The organism is Pseudomonas sp. LBUM1668 (assembly GCF_059695715.1).
Genome location: NZ_CP166787.1, coordinates 4454781 through 4470071, shown reverse-complemented (window position 1 = coordinate 4470071; position 15291 = coordinate 4454781). Strand labels below are relative to the sequence as shown.

Sequence of the window (15291 nt, the reverse complement as noted above, 5' to 3'; positions counted from 1 at the left end):
CCGGCGGTCGGGAGTTCTTCAAGAAACGCTCTGGCGCGCCGATCTCAGGTGAGTTAGGTTGCGCGCCATTGGCCGTTGGCCAAGGTTCGCCGACAGGGAAGTCAGGCCACTTTTCACGCCTTTTCCTGGCGTGCCTCATCCCTGTCCTGAGTATCTGCGATGTTGCAAAAATCCCTGAGAGCGCAAATTCTCGCCCTGCTGAGCGGCAGCCTGTTGGCGGTGCTGTTGATCGCGTTGGCGTGTTTTCACTTCCTCTCCAACGGCGTGCAAAGCTACAGCCAATTGATCGCCGGCCCGTTGCACACTTCGCAATTGATCGATGAAGCCAACCTGCAATTCAAGGTGCAGGTACAGGAATGGAAAAACGTCCTGCTGCGCGGCAAGCAGCCGGCGGATCTGGCCAAGTACTGGAGCCAGTTTGAAGATCGCCAGCGCGATGTGCAGAGAATCCTCGGCGAACTGGCCAGCCAGAAAGGTATAGAGCCAAGCCTGAAAACCCGCATCGAGCGCTTGCGTGAAGAGCATCGTCAGTTGGCCGGCGCCTACCAGAAGGGCCGTGATGCCTACGTCGCCGCGGGTGGCGATTCTGCTGCCGGTGACGCGGCTGTCAAAGGTGTTGATCGCGCTGCCAGCGATCAGATGAGCGAACTGGTCGCCGAATTGCGCAAGCAGGGCACCGAGCAGTCGGCGCTGATCAGTGCCGAGGCCGATCGCACCGTATGGCTGGGGCTGTTGGTGATGCTCGCTTCGGGTCTGTTGATCGGGCTGTTGAGCCTGTGGCTGGTCAACCGCAACCTGATCGAGCCGATCCGCAAACTCATCGACTACGTCACCCAACTGAGCCGCGGCAAACTGGCCGAACGGGTGGTCAGCGACCGTCAGGATGAGCTGGGTAACCTCGCCGCAGCCGCCAACACCCTGCGCGATTTTCTCGCGGATACGTTCACTCGTTTGCAGCGCAGCGCCAGTGATCTGGACAGCGCCAGCGGCGAGTTGAACGCCATCGCCACGACCATGGCCGGCGGCACCAACGAGCAGTTCAACCGCACCGACCAGGTAGCCACGGCGATGAACGAAATGTCCGCCACCGCCCAGGAAGTCGCGCGTCACGCCGCCGATGCCGCGCGAGCTGCCGACGATGCCGACCAGTCCGCCCAGCAGGGTGAAAAGGTCATGCAAAGCACCATCCATTCCATCACGCTGATGCGCAGCGAAATCGCCAACACCGCCACGGTCATTCGTCGTCTCGAAGCCGACAGTGGCCGCATCGGCAAGGTGCTGGAAGTGATTCGTGGCATCGCCGAACAGACCAACCTGCTGGCGCTGAACGCGGCGATTGAAGCGGCGCGTGCCGGAGAGGCCGGGCGCGGTTTTGCGGTGGTCGCTGACGAAGTGCGCAACCTGGCGCAGCGCACGGCGGAGTCGATTATCGAGATCAACCAGATCATTCAGAGCGTGCAGACCGGCGCGGTAGATGCGGCGCAAGCCATCTATAGCGGCCAGACCCGCAGCGACGAAAGCGTTGAGCAAGTGACGCAGGCGGGCGCCATGCTTGAGCGTATCACCCACGCGGTGGAAGCGATTCGCGACATGAACCGTCAGATCGCCACGGCGGCCGAAGAGCAGACGTCGGTTGCCGAGGACATCTCGCGCAACCTGACCGAAATCACCTCGATTGCCAGCACCAACCTCGACAACGTGCAGCGCACCGAAAGCGCCAGCCAGAATCTGCACGGCCTGTCCGGGCAACTGAACGAAGTCACCGCTCGCCTGAGCGCGTGATCCGTTGACTGTGTACCGATTCGGATACCGAGTCGGTACACAGTCGATCTCAATTTGACGCGAGCATGGCCGATGTCCGGGGATCTATAACCGGCATTGGAGCACTCTCATGGTCAGCCTCACCTCTGTTTCGATCACTCAGCCTGTGGCCACTTCGGCCAACAAAGCCTCGGCCAGTGAAGACACCTCGACCACCGCGACTGCCAGCACCGGCGATACTGGCGATACCGGTAAAGTCGCTGCGGGCGGCGGGGCTGCAGCGGCGGGTGGCGGCAGTTCCAGCAGCTCAGAATCGGACACGGTAAAAGAACTGCGCAAGCAGATCGCCGAGTTGCAAAAGCAGTTGCAGGAACAGCAACAAGCGCTGCAAGCGGCACAGGCGAAGCAGCAAAGTGCCGATGCGAAAGCGGCAGATGTTGCGGCGGCACAAGCGCAAGTCACGGCAACTTCGGCCTCGCTGCAAACGGCGACGGCAGGGTTGTTGCAGGCGTTGCAGGATTCGGATTCGAGCACGTCCGGTTCGTTGGTCAGTACTTCTGCCTAAACCCTCAACCGCGATATCTATGTAGATACTCTGTTCACGGTCAAGCTTTTGCGAGGTGTTTTTCGCTAAAAAGCTTGGCCGTATTGAAGTCTTCGCCAGCTCGCATACAGGCCCACAAGCCGGTCAGGTATTTGCGCATGACGGCGACGACAGCCTGCATTTTTCTCTTCCCTCGCCCGATCAACGCTTCGTAAAAGGCTTTCACGTTGCTGTCGCAACGTATGGCAGTCAGCGCTGGCATGTACATCGCTGAGCGTAGGTAGGCGTTTCCGCCCTTACTTATCCGTCCAGGTTTATCGATGCTGGTACCTGATTGCGTAAGCCGCACATCGAGTCCTGCATGTCGGCTGACCTGCGCGGACTTAAGTGTCACTGGCAAGGTCGTCAATTCAGCCAGTGCCGCAAATACTGAAACTTCGCCCATGCCCGGCGCTGCGATCATGTGCCCGAACTGGGCGCTTAGCGTCGGGCAATTGTCGATCAGCGCCCGACCTGCGAGTCTGAAACGCTCGATTCGCTTGTCAAATGCCTCAATGGCTTCTTCTTCGTCTTCAATCAACATCGTTAGGGTTGTTTGAGTGGCTTTCAGCGCATGCAGCTCGTTCTTGGCTCGGGTGCGATGACACGTCAAACGATTGATATGCCTTCCGATAGCCCGAAGTTCCAACTGTACGGCCGTGGGTGGTGTCCACAATCCGGGGCTCATGCGCTCGCCGTATTCGGCTAACAATTGGGCATCGATCGCATCGGTTTTGCTGTTCTTCAGCATCAGCTTGGCGAAGTTATGAAAGCTCTTCGGGTTGATAACCGAAACGGGCAAACCCGCTGCAGTGAGCTCCATGGCCAAATCCAGGTAATAGATGCCAGTGGCTTCCATTACCACAGATAAAGGCTTGAGCTCGAGCAGCTTGTTGACCGCTGCTTTACGCCCGGCGGGCGTTTGGTCGATGTTGCAGGCCCCTGCAAAACGGCCGTGGTTGCGCCAGCCCATGGCGGTCGTACGAGACCCCACATCCAAACCGACATGCATGCTCATGCTTTCAACTCCGAGAGAACTGGGTTAGAAATGCATTCTGGTTCCCCTGACCTCGAACTTCATGCCACTGCAACCTTGTAATGCGAAGTCCGACTTGTCGGCTTCTCGATACTCTTCGTGGTGGGCAATGAGGCGGGGGGACCTCTCTACAGACAAGGTCAGGAGCAAGTCCTGCCTTCAGGAGCGATCGGTCTCCCCCAGAAACACATCTTCGTATGTCCGCACCAGCGAGCTTAGATCTCAATCGACTGGTGTGAGGGCAACATACAAGGAGCTGCGGCACGCTGCGATCTTTTGATTGTAAAAAATCAGATCAAAAGATCGCAGCCTCGTTTCACTCGACAGCTCCTACAGGGTTCTAGCCAGCCGCACAATGTTGTGGCTGACGCGGTCATTGTAGGAGTGAGCCTGCTCGCGAAAGCGGTAGCCGCATTCGTGAGCAGGCTCACTCCTGCAACGATTTACTCCAGACGTAAAAAAGCCGCACGATCTTTCAATCGTGCGGCTTTGGTTAAACGGTGTATCAAGTGTCTTGCTTGTCGCTCAGCACTTTGCCAGTGGTAGCGTCGAAGTCCACATCGAACTCTTTGCCATCAGCCGTTTTCAATTCAACTTCATACTCGTAACCGTTGAAGTGGTTGTCCAGGTCGGTGTCAGTGATGGTCGCACCCGGATGCAGTTTCAGTGCAGCCTCGTTCATCGATTCCAGCGACTTGATCTTGCCGGACTTGACCAGCTCAGGGATCTGATCGACGCGTACATCAGCCTGAGCGATACCCGCGGTGAGGGTCAGGGCAGCAGCAGTAAACAGGGCAGTCAAAGTTTTCATCGGTTCATTCCTTCGTTTGTTTAAGTGCGTGTTCTGTTGAAGTGAGTTCAGATTAGCCAACGCAACTTAATTCACCCTTAAAACCCCACATCGCGTGCAGGGCTCTTGTAGGAGTGAGCCTGCTCGCGATGCGGACAACCCGGTTTACCGATCAGAACCCGTTGTTCTTCAACACCTGATCAACGCTCGCGGCGGCCGGGCGTTTATAGAACTTCAACAGTTCACTGGCACGGTTGGTAAAGATGCCATCGACGCCTGCGGCCATGACTTTGTCGAAGTCCACCGGCTCATCGACGGTGTAGACGTGCACCAGCAGGCCCTGATCGTGGGTGTACTGGTTCATCCACGGCTGCACCAGATCCGAATAACTCTGGTCGCCACCTTGGGTGAGCTTCGCCGAAGGGCCTGTGCCGATAGCACCCTGAGCCTTGGCGTAATCAACCCATTGTTTAAATTCAGCTTCGGATTTCGGCTCCTGCTTGCCGTAGAAAGCGTTTTTGTCCTTCTCGCCGGACTCGGCAAAGGTCACCTTGGATTTCGGCTCGATGCTGCCTTCGCCGACCCACAGGAGGAGAATCTTCGGCACCTGCGGCATTTCCTTTTGCAGCAGTTCGAGGCTGTTCTTCTCGAAGGTTTGCAGGATCACCTTGCCTTTGCCCTGACCGACACCCAGCGCACTTTTCGCCAGTTTCGAACCCGCTGGGCTGAGCCAGCCGCGATCTTGCAGTTTCTCCTTCAGGTCTTTTTCGAGGCCGGGGAACAGCTGCGGCTCTTTGGTCTCGATGTACAGACCAGGTTTGTGCTGCGGATTGGCCTGGGCGATGTCGATGACTTCATCGAGAGTAAGAATTTTCAGCCCGGCGTAGGACGGGCGTGCGCGGTCCGGGTATTTGGTGTTGAACCAACTGCCGGCATCGAGGGTTTTCAACTCGGCCATGGTGAAGGCGTTGGCCGGGCTGTCCTTGCGATCGGGGAATTTGCTGGCGACGTCGGTGGTGCGCTGCAGATTGTCGTCGTGCAGGACGAACAGCACACCGTCCTTGCTGCGCTGCAAGTCCATTTCCAGATAATCGGCGCCGAGGTCACGGGCCAGTTTGTAGGACGCGGCGGTGGATTCCGGTGCATCGAATGACGCGCCACGGTGGGCGATCACCGCCGGGTGAGGGATGCCGTGAGCTGCAGCCACGGCATTCGGATCGCTGTGAGTGGCGGCATGCGCCTGACTGAAACCGAGCAACAGGCTCAGCATGAGGGCGCTTTTGGTGAAAGTGGCGGGCATGGTCGAGTTCCTTTCGCAGGGCATTTTCAAAGACGTACCTTTTAACAACTGAATCGATTGCTTGCTATCGCCAGACCGACATAAACCTATTAAAAGCGATATTTCCTGCACTTTTGTGGTGCTGTTTGCAGTACGCTTGCCCTCGGCAGACGTCCCGGCAGAGGGCGCGCCGTTCAGTTGTCCTGCGTGTAAACCATCGATCAACATTTCGTGAGGTTTACCATGCGCATCACCTCCCAACTCATCTGCCAGGCAGCCGACGACCTCAAGGGCTTTGTCGGCCTCAACCGCAAAACCGGCCAGTACATCGTGCGCTTCAGCGAAGACTCGTTCGGCATGGACGTAGCGGATGACGGCATTATCCCGACCAGCGAATTCGTCTGGGCCCAGATTTCGCCAACGACCATGACGTTGAAGCGTGAGCTGATTCAGTTGCTGCTGGATCAGAATATTGACGACCGGATCAACATCACCGAACCGTTGCGGGTGTATATGAGCAAGCGTGAAGTGCCGGAGATTGAGGCGGTGCGGAGCTTGGTGCGGGGCTAGGTTTTTGCCGTGGCTGTCTGGGCCTCATCGCTGGCAAGCCAGCTCCCACAGGTACGGCGTGATCTTCAGAGCAACATCTAACCTGTGGGAGCTGCCTTGCCAGCGATGGGGCCAGTGAGTACACCGCAATACTCACTGGCCAAACCGATACTCACGCTCCACTCGACACACCCGCGTATGAAACGACGAATACCAGGTCGACCGCCCACGCTGCTGAATCAGCCGATGTTCTGGATGCTGCCGCCACGCCAGAATCGCCGCTTCGCTCTCCCAATACGACACCGTGATCCCGACGCCATCCGCGCCTCGAACCGACTCAACACCGAGAAAACCCGGCTGTTCGCTCACCAATTTGGCCATGCGCTCAGCCGCTTCGGCATAACCGTTGTCACCCTCGGTACGGGTCGAGGTAAAAATCACCGCAAAACAAGACGTCATCAACGTGGCTCCGCGCAGGCTTCAACAAATGCTCGGACCAGCGGTGGCATCTGTCCCTTGAGTGCCGCGCGTTCCGGTTGAAACAACGTTGCGACAAAAAACGGATGGTTTTTCAATTCGATCGCCCGTAAATCCCCCGCCGAATCATGACCCACAGCCTGTAGCTGATGTTCTAAAAGCTGCGCTTCAAACTGCGGATTCACACCGAAGCGGCAGCGATAGCCTTCATGAATCTCCGACGTTTCGTACGCCTTGACGATCAACGAACCGGACAGTAGATGAATGCTGTCCACGGCTTCGACCAGCGAACAGGTAAGGGGTGTAAGCACTGCTCTTTCGGAGTCGGGCGAGGTTTCGCCATGTTCAGCATCCGTCCAGCCCAGCACATTGCGGGAAAATTCCAGTACCGCATGTTGAAAACCGCCGCAGGTGCCGAGGAAAGGGCGTTGTTGCTCGCGGGCAAAACGGATCGCTCGCAGAGCGCCAGCTTCGCTTTTGTAAGGGCTGGCAGGCACGCACCAGAAACCGTCGAACCTGTTTAAGGGTGTATCAGCGTGGATTTGATCGGTGGCCAACCATTCGAATTGCACGTGGCGATGGTGGTGTTCGGCGATCAGACCAAGTGCCACAGGTATGGCTTGGTGGGCAGTGACTTGCGGGTCGTAATCGCCGATCAGGGCAATGGAAATGGCGTCCATGGGATTTCCTTTGTATGACGAAAGTGAAGAGTCCTTGTGGCGAGGGGATTTATCCCCGACCGACTGCACAGCAGTCGTCTCTTCTTTGGGGCCGCTTCGCAGCCCATCGGGGATAAATCACCTCGCCACAGGGTGGTGGTCACTATAGATTGGCGCTCACGCACTCAATATTGGCGTTTCCCCAAGTGATCAATGCACCCGCGCACTATCGACTCGATTACCCGGATCTGGCGCTGATCCTCGCCTTGGTACGCGGCGGCTCTCTGGCCCGCGCTTCGCAGCTGTTGAAGGTCGATGTGTCGACGGTGTTCCGCGCTGTGCGGCGGTTGGAGGCCGCGCTCGGTCAGCAACTGTTCGAAAAAAGTCGCGCCGGTTACTTGCCCACAACTTTGGCGCAGACGCTGGCCGAGCAGGCTGAACGCGCAGAGCAGGCACTCGACGCGGCGCGGATCGGTGTGGAGCAGGGCGGCGAAGTGATCAGCGGTACGGTGCGGCTCACCTGCACCGATTCAGTGTTGCAAGGCTTGCTGCTGCCGGCGCTGGCGCAGTTCATGCCCAACTATCCGGCGCTGACCATTGAACTGAGCACCTCCAACGATTTCGCCAACCTCAGCCGCCGCGATGCCGACATCGCCTTGCGTCTGACGCGTACACCGCCAGATCACCTGGTCGGACGGCAATTGGCGCAGGTTTCCTACAGGGTTTGCGCCAGTGCAGGCTATCTGCAAAACGTCGATACGGCGGATCTGGCCGCACTGACCTGGATCGCTCCGGACGACTTCCTGCCCGATCACCCGACCATCGCCTGGCGCCGCCAGCATTTGCCCGGCGTGACCCCGGGATATCGCTGCAATAGCATGCTGTCGGTCACGGAACTGGTGCGCGCCGGCCTCGGCGTTGCGGCGTTGCCGGATTTTCTTATCAACGATGGTTTGCAGGCGCTGAGCGAGCCGTTGCACGGCTATGACACGGCGCTGTGGCTGCTGACGCGTCCGGATTGCCGGGCGTTGCGCTCGGTGGTAACGCTGTTCGATGAGCTGGGGCGGGCACTGCGTTTGCCCTGATCAACGCAGTGGGTTCTGGCACACGTGAGCGTGCAACTCGCTGGTCAGGCCTTCGATGCGCTCCGTGAGGTTTTTCGTCATTTCGGTAAGGCGGGTGTTTTGTTCCAGCAACGCCAGCAATTGCGCGGAATTTTTCGCCGCCTCAGCCTGACGTTCGGTATTGGCCTGTGCCAGCGCTTCACGGTGCTGCGCATCGGCGTCGGCCTGCGCCTTGTCGCGCGCGGCCTGACGGGTTTGCGCGAGCAGGATCAGTGGCGCGGCGTAGGCCGCCTGCAGGCTGAAGGCCAGGTTCAGCAGGATGAACGGGTAGACGTCGAATTGAGTCACGCCCCAAACGTTGAGGCCGATCCACACCGCAACAATCAAGGTTTGCGCGCCAAGGAACAGCGGCGTGCCGAAGAACCGCGCAAAGGCTTCGGCGCGCAAGGCGAAGGCGTCGTTACCGAAGGTCGTGTTCAGGTGGGCGTGGGGGCGGTGGAAGCGCAGGTGATCGATGGGGGCGGGGGATATTTCGGGTTTTTCGTTGTTCATGGTGTGCTCGGCAGGACTTCGGACGTGCCGTCACTATAGCTCTGCGTTGTGGCGGCCGGCCTCTTCGCGGGCAAGTCCACACAGGTTCAGCAGTCGTACACAGCATGTGTGATTGACTCATTCCCTGTGGGAGCGGGCTTGCCCGCGAAGGTCGCGACCCGGTCTATCAGCCCTGCACAACCCTCAATTCGGCGCCCGCTCATTGGCAAACATGCTCACCGCCTGCACCGCTTCACTGGCGCCATCACGAATCTGCAAGATCACCGTACCCGCCTGATCCGCCAGTTCCACGCCCTGGGCCGCGCGATCGCGGGTGCCGTCCATGCTCTTGATCGCCTGGCGGGTTTCGCTCTGGATCAAACCGATCATGTTGGAAATTTCCGCTGTGGAGCCGCTGGTACGCGCCGCCAGTTGCCGGACTTCATCGGCCACCACCGCAAAACCACGGCCCTGTTCACCGGCTCGCGCCGCTTCGATGGCAGCGTTGAGCGCCAGCAAATTGGTCTGGTCAGCAATCGCGCGAATGGTGTTGACGATGGCCGTAATCTGCTCGGAGCGTTCACCCAGGTGGGCGATCAACGTCGAAGACGCGGCAATGTCCTCAGCAATTTCGCGCATTTCGCTGGCCGCTTGTTGAATGACCTGAGTGCCTTGTTCGGCGACTTTCCGCGTCTCGACCGAGATGTGATAAGCGGCGCTGGCACTGCGCGCGTCTTGCTCATGTTGTTCGACCCGAGCGGTGACGTCCGAGGCGAATTTCACCACTTTGCACAAGCGGCCGGAGGCGTCGTAAACCGGGTTGTAATTGGCCTCCAGCCAAACGGTCTGGCCGCGCTTGTCGACGCGTTCGAACTGGCCCTGAAAGAACTCCCCCTGATTCAACCGTCGCCAGAAATCCTGATACGCGCTGCTGTTGACCAATTCCGAGGTGCAGAACAAACGGTGATGTTTGCCTTTGAGTTCGGCGAGTGTGTAACCCATGCGCGTCAGAAAATTCTGGTTGGCCGTGATAATGCTGCCGTCGAGGTTGAACTCAATCACCGCCATCGCCCGGTCGATCGCCTCCAACTTGGCATTGGCCTCGCTTTCCTGCTGCACCTTGGCCGTGACGTCCATCGCGTACTTGACCACTTTCACCACGCGTCCGGCGGCATCCTTGATCGGGTTGTAACTGGCTTCAAGCCAGACCGACTCGCCTTTGCTATTGATGCGTTCGAACGTGCCGGACTGAAACTCACCTCTTTTCAGGCGTGACCACAGCTCGCTGTACTGAGCACTGCGGCCAAACTCAGGCGTGCAGAACAGACGATGGGGTTGGCCGATCGCTTGTTCGGCGCGGTAACCCATGGTTTTGAGGAAGTTGTCGTTGGCACTCAACACGACGGCGTCGAGATCAAACTCAATTACCGCCATTGAGCGGTTGATTGCATCGAGCAGGCCGTTCTGTTGAGTGAGGGTCTGTTGAAGGTCGTCGAGGGCGGATTTGTGGCGATTGAAGAACATGGCGCATACCTGGAAGTAGGGAAAGACTGGGTTTTGTCCCTGTTTCCGCGGGGCAGGCCAAGCTGAGGGTTATTGGCATTGGCTGCAAAGTGCCAGCATCCAGGCTGGCCGACGAATCTTATACAGACTTATAGGTTCTGTACAAGAAACTGCTGTTTCGAAATTGTACGAATGTGCTCAGATGCCGGTTCGCGATTCAACTATTGCAGCACGGCATCGCCGTCGATATGCCGTAGCTGTCATTGATGAGCTTGAAATGATCGATGTCGATCAGCTGTTGTGCTGTTGCAGGGGAAGGTCGATCTAGCGCTGATAGTGCGCCAGAAACATCTCCAGCGCCGATGCCGCGACGGTGTTCTGTCTCTCGGCATCAAGCGGCGGCTGGCCCATGGAAATCTGCGGCCAGAAGCCGAATGACTTCAGCAATCCGTGCACCTGTTGCGCAGCAAAATCTGCATCCACGGGTTTCAACCGGCCATCAGCCTGAGCGGCACGAATCCACACCGTCAGGCCTTCCTCCCGCTCCCCCATGCGCGCGACCATATCCTGCGCACGCTCTGGAGAGTGGATGGTCGCGGCAATCGCCACGCGTGCAAGTCCGAGGAAATTGTCGTCGGCCATCAATTGCAACTTGGCCAGAAACATCTGCCGCAATTGCTCGCTCAACGGCTGATTCGCGCTGTACGTAATGACTTGCTCGGCGGTGATACGGGCCCACAGCTGGTTGAGAATTTCGGCGAAAAGCTCTTCTTTGCTGGGGAAATGGTTGTACACAGTGCGCTTCGACACACCGGCAGTCGCCGCGATTTTGTCCATGCTGGTGATCTCGAAACCGTTGGCACGGAATTCGGCAATCGCCGCTTGGATAATGGCTTCCCGTTTGCGGTCGGTGAGGCGCTGTGGAGCTGTCATAAGTACGCTTCGGCAGGTGAGAGATGAAATTACACTTGGCAGTTTACTTGTCATCGACTTTGATGCAACCTAGGAAACTACACCGATCGGTGTAATGTTGCGTTAATCCTCGTAACCTAAAAACCAGACAGTTCGGCTGATGCGTGCGTGCTTTGGCCATTTATCGTCCCACCGAGGAAAACCGTGAATAGCGCGGGTTTTCTGGAGTCACTCAGTCATGGCCAATCCAGTTTCCGTTCCGGATAAAACATCCACGCCTGAAGCCTCTCGACAGGACCAAGGGCTGTTCCGCAATCATGCGCCGGTGCAACGCGAAGGCTTGCGCAAAATGCTGCGGATCATGTGGAACATGATCTTCCACAAACCCCACAACACCCGACCTGCCGCGGCAATACCGGTGCAACCGCTGACCCGTGAAGATCTGCTGGCAGCGCCAAACCACAGCGTCTATCGCCTCGGTCACTCGACCCTGTTGCTGAAGATGCAGGACAAATTCTGGATCACCGACCCGGTCTTCGCTGAACGCGCCTCGCCCGTGCAATGGGCCGGCCCGAAGCGTTTCCACCAACCACCGATCAGCCTCGACCAGTTGCCACCGATCGAGGCAGTGATCCTGTCGCACAACCATTACGACCACCTCGATTACGAGGCGGTGCTCAGGCTGGCGGTCAAAACCAATCTGTTCCTGACCCCGCTGGGCGTCGGCGACACGCTCATCAAGTGGGGCATTCACGCGAACAAGGTGCGCCAGTTCGACTGGTGGCAAGGTACTGAAATCGCCGGTGTCCGCTTCATCGCCACGCCGTCGCAGCACTTTTCCGGTCGTGGCCTGTTCGACGGCAACAGCACCTTGTGGGCGTCATGGGTGATGATCGACGGCGACACACGCATCTTCTTCAGCGGCGACAGCGGCTACTTCGACGGCTTCAAACGCATCGGCGAACAGTTCGGCCCGTTCGACCTGACCTTGATGGAAACCGGCGCCTACAACGTCGAATGGCCCCACGTGCACATGCAACCCGAACAAACCCTGCAAGCCCACATCGACCTGAAAGGCCGCTGGCTATTCCCGATCCACAACGGCACTTTTGACCTGGCGATGCATGCGTGGCATGAACCGTTCGACCGGATTCTGGCGCTGGCCTGGGAGCGCAGCGTTTCGATTACCACGCCGCAGATGGGGGAAGCGTTTAACATCGCTCAACCGCAGCGTGGGAATGCCTGGTGGTTGGGGGTTGAAGGGGAGAGTGAGGGGGTAGTGCAGAACGCTTAACGATTTCAGGTTAAGCAAATACCACTTCAATTCGGCCCTCTTTTCGTGAACGGGGGGCCGGTTTGACCACGATCTGTACGTCTCGCCCGAGGTGCGAAAGACACTCCATCATTTTCGCCTCACTGATGCCGCGAAATTTACCGCGTAGCATTTCGGAAAGCTTGGGTTGAGAAAGCCCCAAAATTTCAGACGCCTGAATTTGAGTTAGATGGCGAGCTTTGATGATTTCACTGATTTTCGAAGCGAGTTGTGCCTTGACCTGCATTTCGCTGGCATCAGGCAAGTCGAGATCCTGGTAGACGTTCCCGCTGCCTTCTTCAATTTCTATCATTTCCTGATCCTTTCGCGTGATCCTGAGCGGCTCGAAGTCTGCTTCGGATCAGCTCAATGTCGGGTTGGGCTGTTTTAATCCCACTCGCTGACTTCTTCTGAAAACAGTGCAAAACGTAAATGGCACTGCCGAAACGAACCGTATAAATGGCGCGGTAGGTATTGGTATCAAAGTCTTCCATCAACTCCAGAACACCTGCACCTCCAAACCCTTTCAGGGGTTTTGCATCTGGGGGCTTCAGGCCTCTTTGGGCCAAGTCCAGTGCGTAACCAAAAACATCCTGTACTTCTGTGGGCATCTGCTTGAGATCTTTTTTACTATTGCAGACCCACAAGAGTGGCTTCCTTGCACTCATGCGAAAATATACCTATATAGGAATAAAGATCAACTCGTCTTTTCAATCAGCCATCGCAAAATCCCCACGCCCCACTGATTCCGCAGCCACCCCGTTCAAACTCGCACTACGTCCCGGCGCAAACCCGGGAAAGAACACCAGCCCCCGCGACTCAAACCGGTACGCCAACGCCAGACGTGCCGCATCCGCCACCTCTTGCTGCGCTTCAAACCGTTGAATGTCGCCTACCGAAACTTCAGCCTCTCGCGATAGCTGTTCCACGCTCCAGCCCAGCATTACTCTGGCCTGCACGCAGTGCGTCGGGGTGAACTGGAAAAGGGCAATGCGTTCGAGGATGTGGTTCATCGCAAGAGAGGCCATGGTGTGCTCCGGGCTCAAGAGTGCTGATTGAAAATGTACTGTGTTTTTGTACAGTTGTTTTCAGCCGGGATCAAACGCATTTTTAGATTTGGCCTGATTTGTCGCCGCCAACCAGACGGACGGTGGCTGACCGAGGATGCGCCGGAACATTGTCGAGAACGCTGCCGGGCTCTCATAACCGAAGTCCAGGGCTATTCGCGTCACCGCTTCACCCGCCGCCAACCGTGCCAACGCGAGCACCACGCAGGCCCTTTGCCGCCATTGGCTGAAGCTCATCCCGGTCTGCTGGCGAAACACTCTGTTGAAGGTGCGTAAGCTTATGTGTAACTGGTCGGCCCACTGTTGTGGCGACTGGTGGGCGTTGGGCTGATGCAGAAAGTTCTGACACAGCGCGAGTAGTTTTCCGTCAGTCGGTAAAGGAATGTGCAAGGGCAATGGCGCACTGCGCACGAGTTCATGCAGCAATAAATCGATAAGCGCACCGTCGCGCCCACTCGGGTCGTAGGCCAGCGGAATCTCCACCGCTTCCATGAGCAGATGGCGCATCAGCGGTGACACATCGATCACCTGACAACGCTCGCCCAAATCAACCGCACCCGGTTCGATGTACAAACTGCGAGTGCTCACCCCAAGCATCAACACCTCATGCGCCACTCCCGGCGGAATCCACACTGCCCGTTGTGGCGGCACCACCCAGTTGCCGTCATGGGTGCTGACCTGCATCACTCCCGTCGCGCCATAGAGCAATTGCGCTCGACGATGCGTATGAAATGGCAACAGATGGCCGTGGGAATAATCCGTACCGATCGCCACCACCGGGCGCGGCGTGTCATCCAGCAGATTGATCGAAACGTTGCGCATCAAGTGGTGCTCAGTGGTTGGCGTAAACGCAAACATTATTGGCTGACTTGCTGAAGCAGGCCAAGCCCTGTCGCCTTATCGTCGACCGCTCCCCACAACCGGACGACGCACCATGTTCTATCTCCTGCTGACACTCTTCGGCTGCCTGACCGGCGTCACCGCGGTGCTCTTTGGATTCGGTGGCGGCTTCGTCGTTGTGCCGCTGCTTTACCGAATGCTCACCGCCAGCCACGGCGCCGACGACCCCATCGGCCAGTCAGCGATGCACATCGCCGTCGCCACTTCGACCTGCGTGATGATCGTCAACGCACTGATCGCCACCGACAAACACCGCCGCGTCGGCAATCTCATTCGGGATTACCTGTGGCCGTTGGGCGGGTTCATCGGATTGGGCGCGATCATCGGCGCGGTAGCGGCGGTGTGGGTCAGCGGCGAAGTGATCCGCTATGCGTTCATCGCCTACCTCGGTGTAACCATTGTTGATTGCCTGCTGCGACGCGGATTTCTCACACACACCGAAGGCGCAGTCCCACGCCGATTAGGCAGGGTGGAAACGTCCGGCGGCGGTGTAGGCATTGGCGCTATCGCGACGTTTCTTGGCGTAGGAGGAAGCGTCATGACCGTGCCGCTACTGCGCCGTTGCGGCTTGAGCATGTCCCAGGCGACGTCCATGGCTAATCCGTTGAGCGTGCCGGTGGCACTGGCGGGAACGTTGACGTACATGGCGCTGGCCGGTTTCAGCGAGACAGATCTCGGGCCGTGGTTCATCGGGTATGTGGATCTGCTGGCGTTTGCGTTGCTGACGGTGGGTTCGTTGCTGGGGATTCGATTGGCGACGCGATGGATCGGGCGGATGCCGGATCGGGTGCATGCGTGGGTTTATGTTGGATTGTTGATAGTCGTGATGCTGGGTATGGTGATCAGATAAGTGATTACTCGGCTCAGC

18 protein-coding genes are annotated in these 15291 nt (G+C 57.9%); 6 read left to right on the top strand and 12 right to left on the bottom strand.

The window, feature by feature from the left end; genetic code table 11:
- The first annotated feature begins 159 nt into the window (after nucleotides 1-159).
- Both ACA061_RS20170 and ACA061_RS20165 read left to right on the top strand, forming a co-directional pair.
- On the top strand, nucleotides 160-1782 hold the full coding sequence (locus tag ACA061_RS20170; protein WP_210554103.1) for a methyl-accepting chemotaxis protein: 1623 nt from the start codon (nucleotides 160-162) through the stop codon (nucleotides 1780-1782).
- Between the two features lie 109 nt (nucleotides 1783-1891).
- Entirely contained in the window at nucleotides 1892-2326 is a 435-nt protein-coding gene (locus ACA061_RS20165; RefSeq protein WP_150616111.1) for a hypothetical protein, read from the top strand.
- 40 nt (nucleotides 2327-2366) lie between these two features.
- On the opposite strand, the gene ACA061_RS20160 is transcribed toward ACA061_RS20165, so the two are convergent.
- The 3 genes from ACA061_RS20160 to ACA061_RS20150 form a co-directional block, all read right to left on the bottom strand.
- Nucleotides 2367-3362 carry an IS110 family RNA-guided transposase gene (locus ACA061_RS20160; protein WP_497299920.1) on the bottom strand — a complete coding sequence of 332 codons (996 nt, stop codon included), beginning with the start codon at nucleotides 3360-3362 and terminating at the stop codon, nucleotides 2367-2369.
- Between the two features lie 523 nt (nucleotides 3363-3885).
- Nucleotides 3886-4191 carry a PepSY domain-containing protein gene (locus ACA061_RS20155; RefSeq protein ID WP_150592925.1) on the bottom strand — a complete coding sequence of 102 codons (306 nt, stop codon included), beginning with the start codon at nucleotides 4189-4191 and terminating at the stop codon, nucleotides 3886-3888.
- A 151-nt stretch (nucleotides 4192-4342) separates the two neighbouring features.
- A complete protein-coding gene (locus ACA061_RS20150) occupies nucleotides 4343-5470 on the bottom strand; it encodes a glycerophosphodiester phosphodiesterase (RefSeq protein ID WP_497299919.1) in 1128 nt (375 codons plus the stop codon).
- 222 nt (nucleotides 5471-5692) lie between these two features.
- Here ACA061_RS20150 and ACA061_RS20145 point away from each other — a divergent pair, with 222 nt between their 5' ends.
- The gene (locus ACA061_RS20145; protein ID WP_210704247.1) at nucleotides 5693-6019 is read left to right on the top strand and encodes a DUF2025 family protein; all 327 of its coding nucleotides are present in this window, start codon (nucleotides 5693-5695) and stop codon (nucleotides 6017-6019) included.
- A gap of 132 nt (nucleotides 6020-6151) precedes the next feature.
- Here the strand turns inward: ACA061_RS20145 and ACA061_RS20140 are convergent, their stop codons facing one another.
- Nucleotides 6152-6457 carry an antibiotic biosynthesis monooxygenase family protein gene (locus tag ACA061_RS20140; protein WP_497299918.1) on the bottom strand — a complete coding sequence of 102 codons (306 nt, stop codon included), beginning with the start codon at nucleotides 6455-6457 and terminating at the stop codon, nucleotides 6152-6154.
- Nucleotides 6457-7155, bottom strand: coding sequence for a CTP synthase C-terminal region-related (seleno)protein (locus ACA061_RS20135; RefSeq protein WP_497301973.1), 699 nt, complete (start codon nucleotides 7153-7155; stop codon nucleotides 6457-6459). Before ACA061_RS20135 ends, ACA061_RS20140 begins: the two co-directional genes overlap by 1 nt.
- Nucleotides 7156-7340: 185 nt before the next feature.
- On the opposite strand from ACA061_RS20135, the gene ACA061_RS20130 reads away from it, so the two are divergent.
- Nucleotides 7341-8219 carry a LysR family transcriptional regulator gene (locus tag ACA061_RS20130; protein WP_497299917.1) on the top strand — a complete coding sequence of 293 codons (879 nt, stop codon included), beginning with the start codon at nucleotides 7341-7343 and terminating at the stop codon, nucleotides 8217-8219.
- Here ACA061_RS20130 and ACA061_RS20125 read toward each other — a convergent pair whose 3' ends face one another.
- From ACA061_RS20125 to ACA061_RS20115, 3 genes are all read right to left on the bottom strand, one after another.
- The gene (locus ACA061_RS20125; RefSeq protein ID WP_497299916.1) at nucleotides 8220-8750 is read right to left on the bottom strand and encodes a DUF1003 domain-containing protein; all 531 of its coding nucleotides are present in this window, start codon (nucleotides 8748-8750) and stop codon (nucleotides 8220-8222) included. It abuts the gene before it with no gap.
- Nucleotides 8751-8933: 183 nt separating this feature from the next.
- The gene (locus ACA061_RS20120) at nucleotides 8934-10253 is read right to left on the bottom strand and encodes a methyl-accepting chemotaxis protein (protein WP_497299915.1); all 1320 of its coding nucleotides are present in this window, start codon (nucleotides 10251-10253) and stop codon (nucleotides 8934-8936) included.
- A 303-nt stretch (nucleotides 10254-10556) separates the two neighbouring features.
- Entirely contained in the window at nucleotides 10557-11165 is a 609-nt protein-coding gene (locus ACA061_RS20115) for a TetR/AcrR family transcriptional regulator (RefSeq protein WP_497299914.1), read from the bottom strand.
- Nucleotides 11166-11382: 217 nt separating this feature from the next.
- On the opposite strand from ACA061_RS20115, the gene ACA061_RS20110 reads away from it, so the two are divergent.
- A complete protein-coding gene (locus ACA061_RS20110) occupies nucleotides 11383-12438 on the top strand; it encodes an MBL fold metallo-hydrolase (RefSeq protein WP_497299913.1) in 1056 nt (351 codons plus the stop codon).
- A gap of 10 nt (nucleotides 12439-12448) precedes the next feature.
- On the opposite strand, the gene ACA061_RS20105 is transcribed toward ACA061_RS20110, so the two are convergent.
- The 4 genes from ACA061_RS20105 to ACA061_RS20090 are packed head-to-tail and all read right to left on the bottom strand — an operon-like array spanning nucleotide 12449 to nucleotide 14345.
- Nucleotides 12449-12769: a helix-turn-helix domain-containing protein gene (locus tag ACA061_RS20105; protein ID WP_497299912.1), complete on the bottom strand. Its 321-nt coding sequence runs from the start codon at nucleotides 12767-12769 to the stop codon at nucleotides 12449-12451.
- Complete coding sequence (locus ACA061_RS20100; protein WP_497299911.1) at nucleotides 12756-13124, bottom strand: type II toxin-antitoxin system RelE/ParE family toxin; 369 nt, start codon at nucleotides 13122-13124, stop codon at nucleotides 12756-12758. The genes ACA061_RS20105 and ACA061_RS20100 overlap by 14 nt, the downstream gene beginning before the upstream one ends.
- A gap of 42 nt (nucleotides 13125-13166) precedes the next feature.
- Nucleotides 13167-13484 carry a helix-turn-helix domain-containing protein gene (locus ACA061_RS20095; RefSeq protein WP_497299910.1) on the bottom strand — a complete coding sequence of 106 codons (318 nt, stop codon included), beginning with the start codon at nucleotides 13482-13484 and terminating at the stop codon, nucleotides 13167-13169.
- A gap of 60 nt (nucleotides 13485-13544) precedes the next feature.
- The gene (locus ACA061_RS20090) at nucleotides 13545-14345 is read right to left on the bottom strand and encodes an AraC family transcriptional regulator (RefSeq protein WP_497299909.1); all 801 of its coding nucleotides are present in this window, start codon (nucleotides 14343-14345) and stop codon (nucleotides 13545-13547) included.
- Nucleotides 14346-14457: 112 nt separating this feature from the next.
- Here ACA061_RS20090 and ACA061_RS20085 point away from each other — a divergent pair, with 112 nt between their 5' ends.
- Nucleotides 14458-15273 carry a sulfite exporter TauE/SafE family protein gene (locus tag ACA061_RS20085; RefSeq protein ID WP_497299908.1) on the top strand — a complete coding sequence of 272 codons (816 nt, stop codon included), beginning with the start codon at nucleotides 14458-14460 and terminating at the stop codon, nucleotides 15271-15273.
- The last annotated feature ends 18 nt before the right edge of the window (nucleotides 15274-15291 follow it).

Coding starts and splice junctions, on each gene's coding strand:
- ACA061_RS20150 (WP_497299919.1), bottom strand. CDS start 5,470: ATGCCCGCCACTTTCACCAAAAGCGCCCTCATGCTGAGCCTGTTGCTC.
- ACA061_RS20110 (WP_497299913.1), top strand. CDS start 11,383: ATGGCCAATCCAGTTTCCGTTCCGGATAAAACATCCACGCCTGAAGCC.
- ACA061_RS20085 (WP_497299908.1), top strand. CDS start 14,458: ATGTTCTATCTCCTGCTGACACTCTTCGGCTGCCTGACCGGCGTCACC.
- ACA061_RS20140 (WP_497299918.1), bottom strand. CDS start 6,457: ATGACGTCTTGTTTTGCGGTGATTTTTACCTCGACCCGTACCGAGGGT.
- ACA061_RS20115 (WP_497299914.1), bottom strand. CDS start 11,165: ATGACAGCTCCACAGCGCCTCACCGACCGCAAACGGGAAGCCATTATC.
- ACA061_RS20120 (WP_497299915.1), bottom strand. CDS start 10,253: ATGTTCTTCAATCGCCACAAATCCGCCCTCGACGACCTTCAACAGACC.
- ACA061_RS20145 (WP_210704247.1), top strand. CDS start 5,693: ATGCGCATCACCTCCCAACTCATCTGCCAGGCAGCCGACGACCTCAAG.
- ACA061_RS20160 (WP_497299920.1), bottom strand. CDS start 3,362: ATGAGCATGCATGTCGGTTTGGATGTGGGGTCTCGTACGACCGCCATG.
- ACA061_RS20135 (WP_497301973.1), bottom strand. CDS start 7,155: ATGGACGCCATTTCCATTGCCCTGATCGGCGATTACGACCCGCAAGTC.
- ACA061_RS20090 (WP_497299909.1), bottom strand. CDS start 14,345: ATGCGCAACGTTTCGATCAATCTGCTGGATGACACGCCGCGCCCGGTG.
- ACA061_RS20100 (WP_497299911.1), bottom strand. CDS start 13,124: ATGAGTGCAAGGAAGCCACTCTTGTGGGTCTGCAATAGTAAAAAAGAT.
- ACA061_RS20125 (WP_497299916.1), bottom strand. CDS start 8,750: ATGAACAACGAAAAACCCGAAATATCCCCCGCCCCCATCGATCACCTG.
- ACA061_RS20155 (WP_150592925.1), bottom strand. CDS start 4,191: ATGAAAACTTTGACTGCCCTGTTTACTGCTGCTGCCCTGACCCTCACC.
- ACA061_RS20165 (WP_150616111.1), top strand. CDS start 1,892: ATGGTCAGCCTCACCTCTGTTTCGATCACTCAGCCTGTGGCCACTTCG.
- ACA061_RS20170 (WP_210554103.1), top strand. CDS start 160: ATGTTGCAAAAATCCCTGAGAGCGCAAATTCTCGCCCTGCTGAGCGGC.
- ACA061_RS20105 (WP_497299912.1), bottom strand. CDS start 12,769: ATGATAGAAATTGAAGAAGGCAGCGGGAACGTCTACCAGGATCTCGAC.
- ACA061_RS20095 (WP_497299910.1), bottom strand. CDS start 13,484: ATGGCCTCTCTTGCGATGAACCACATCCTCGAACGCATTGCCCTTTTC.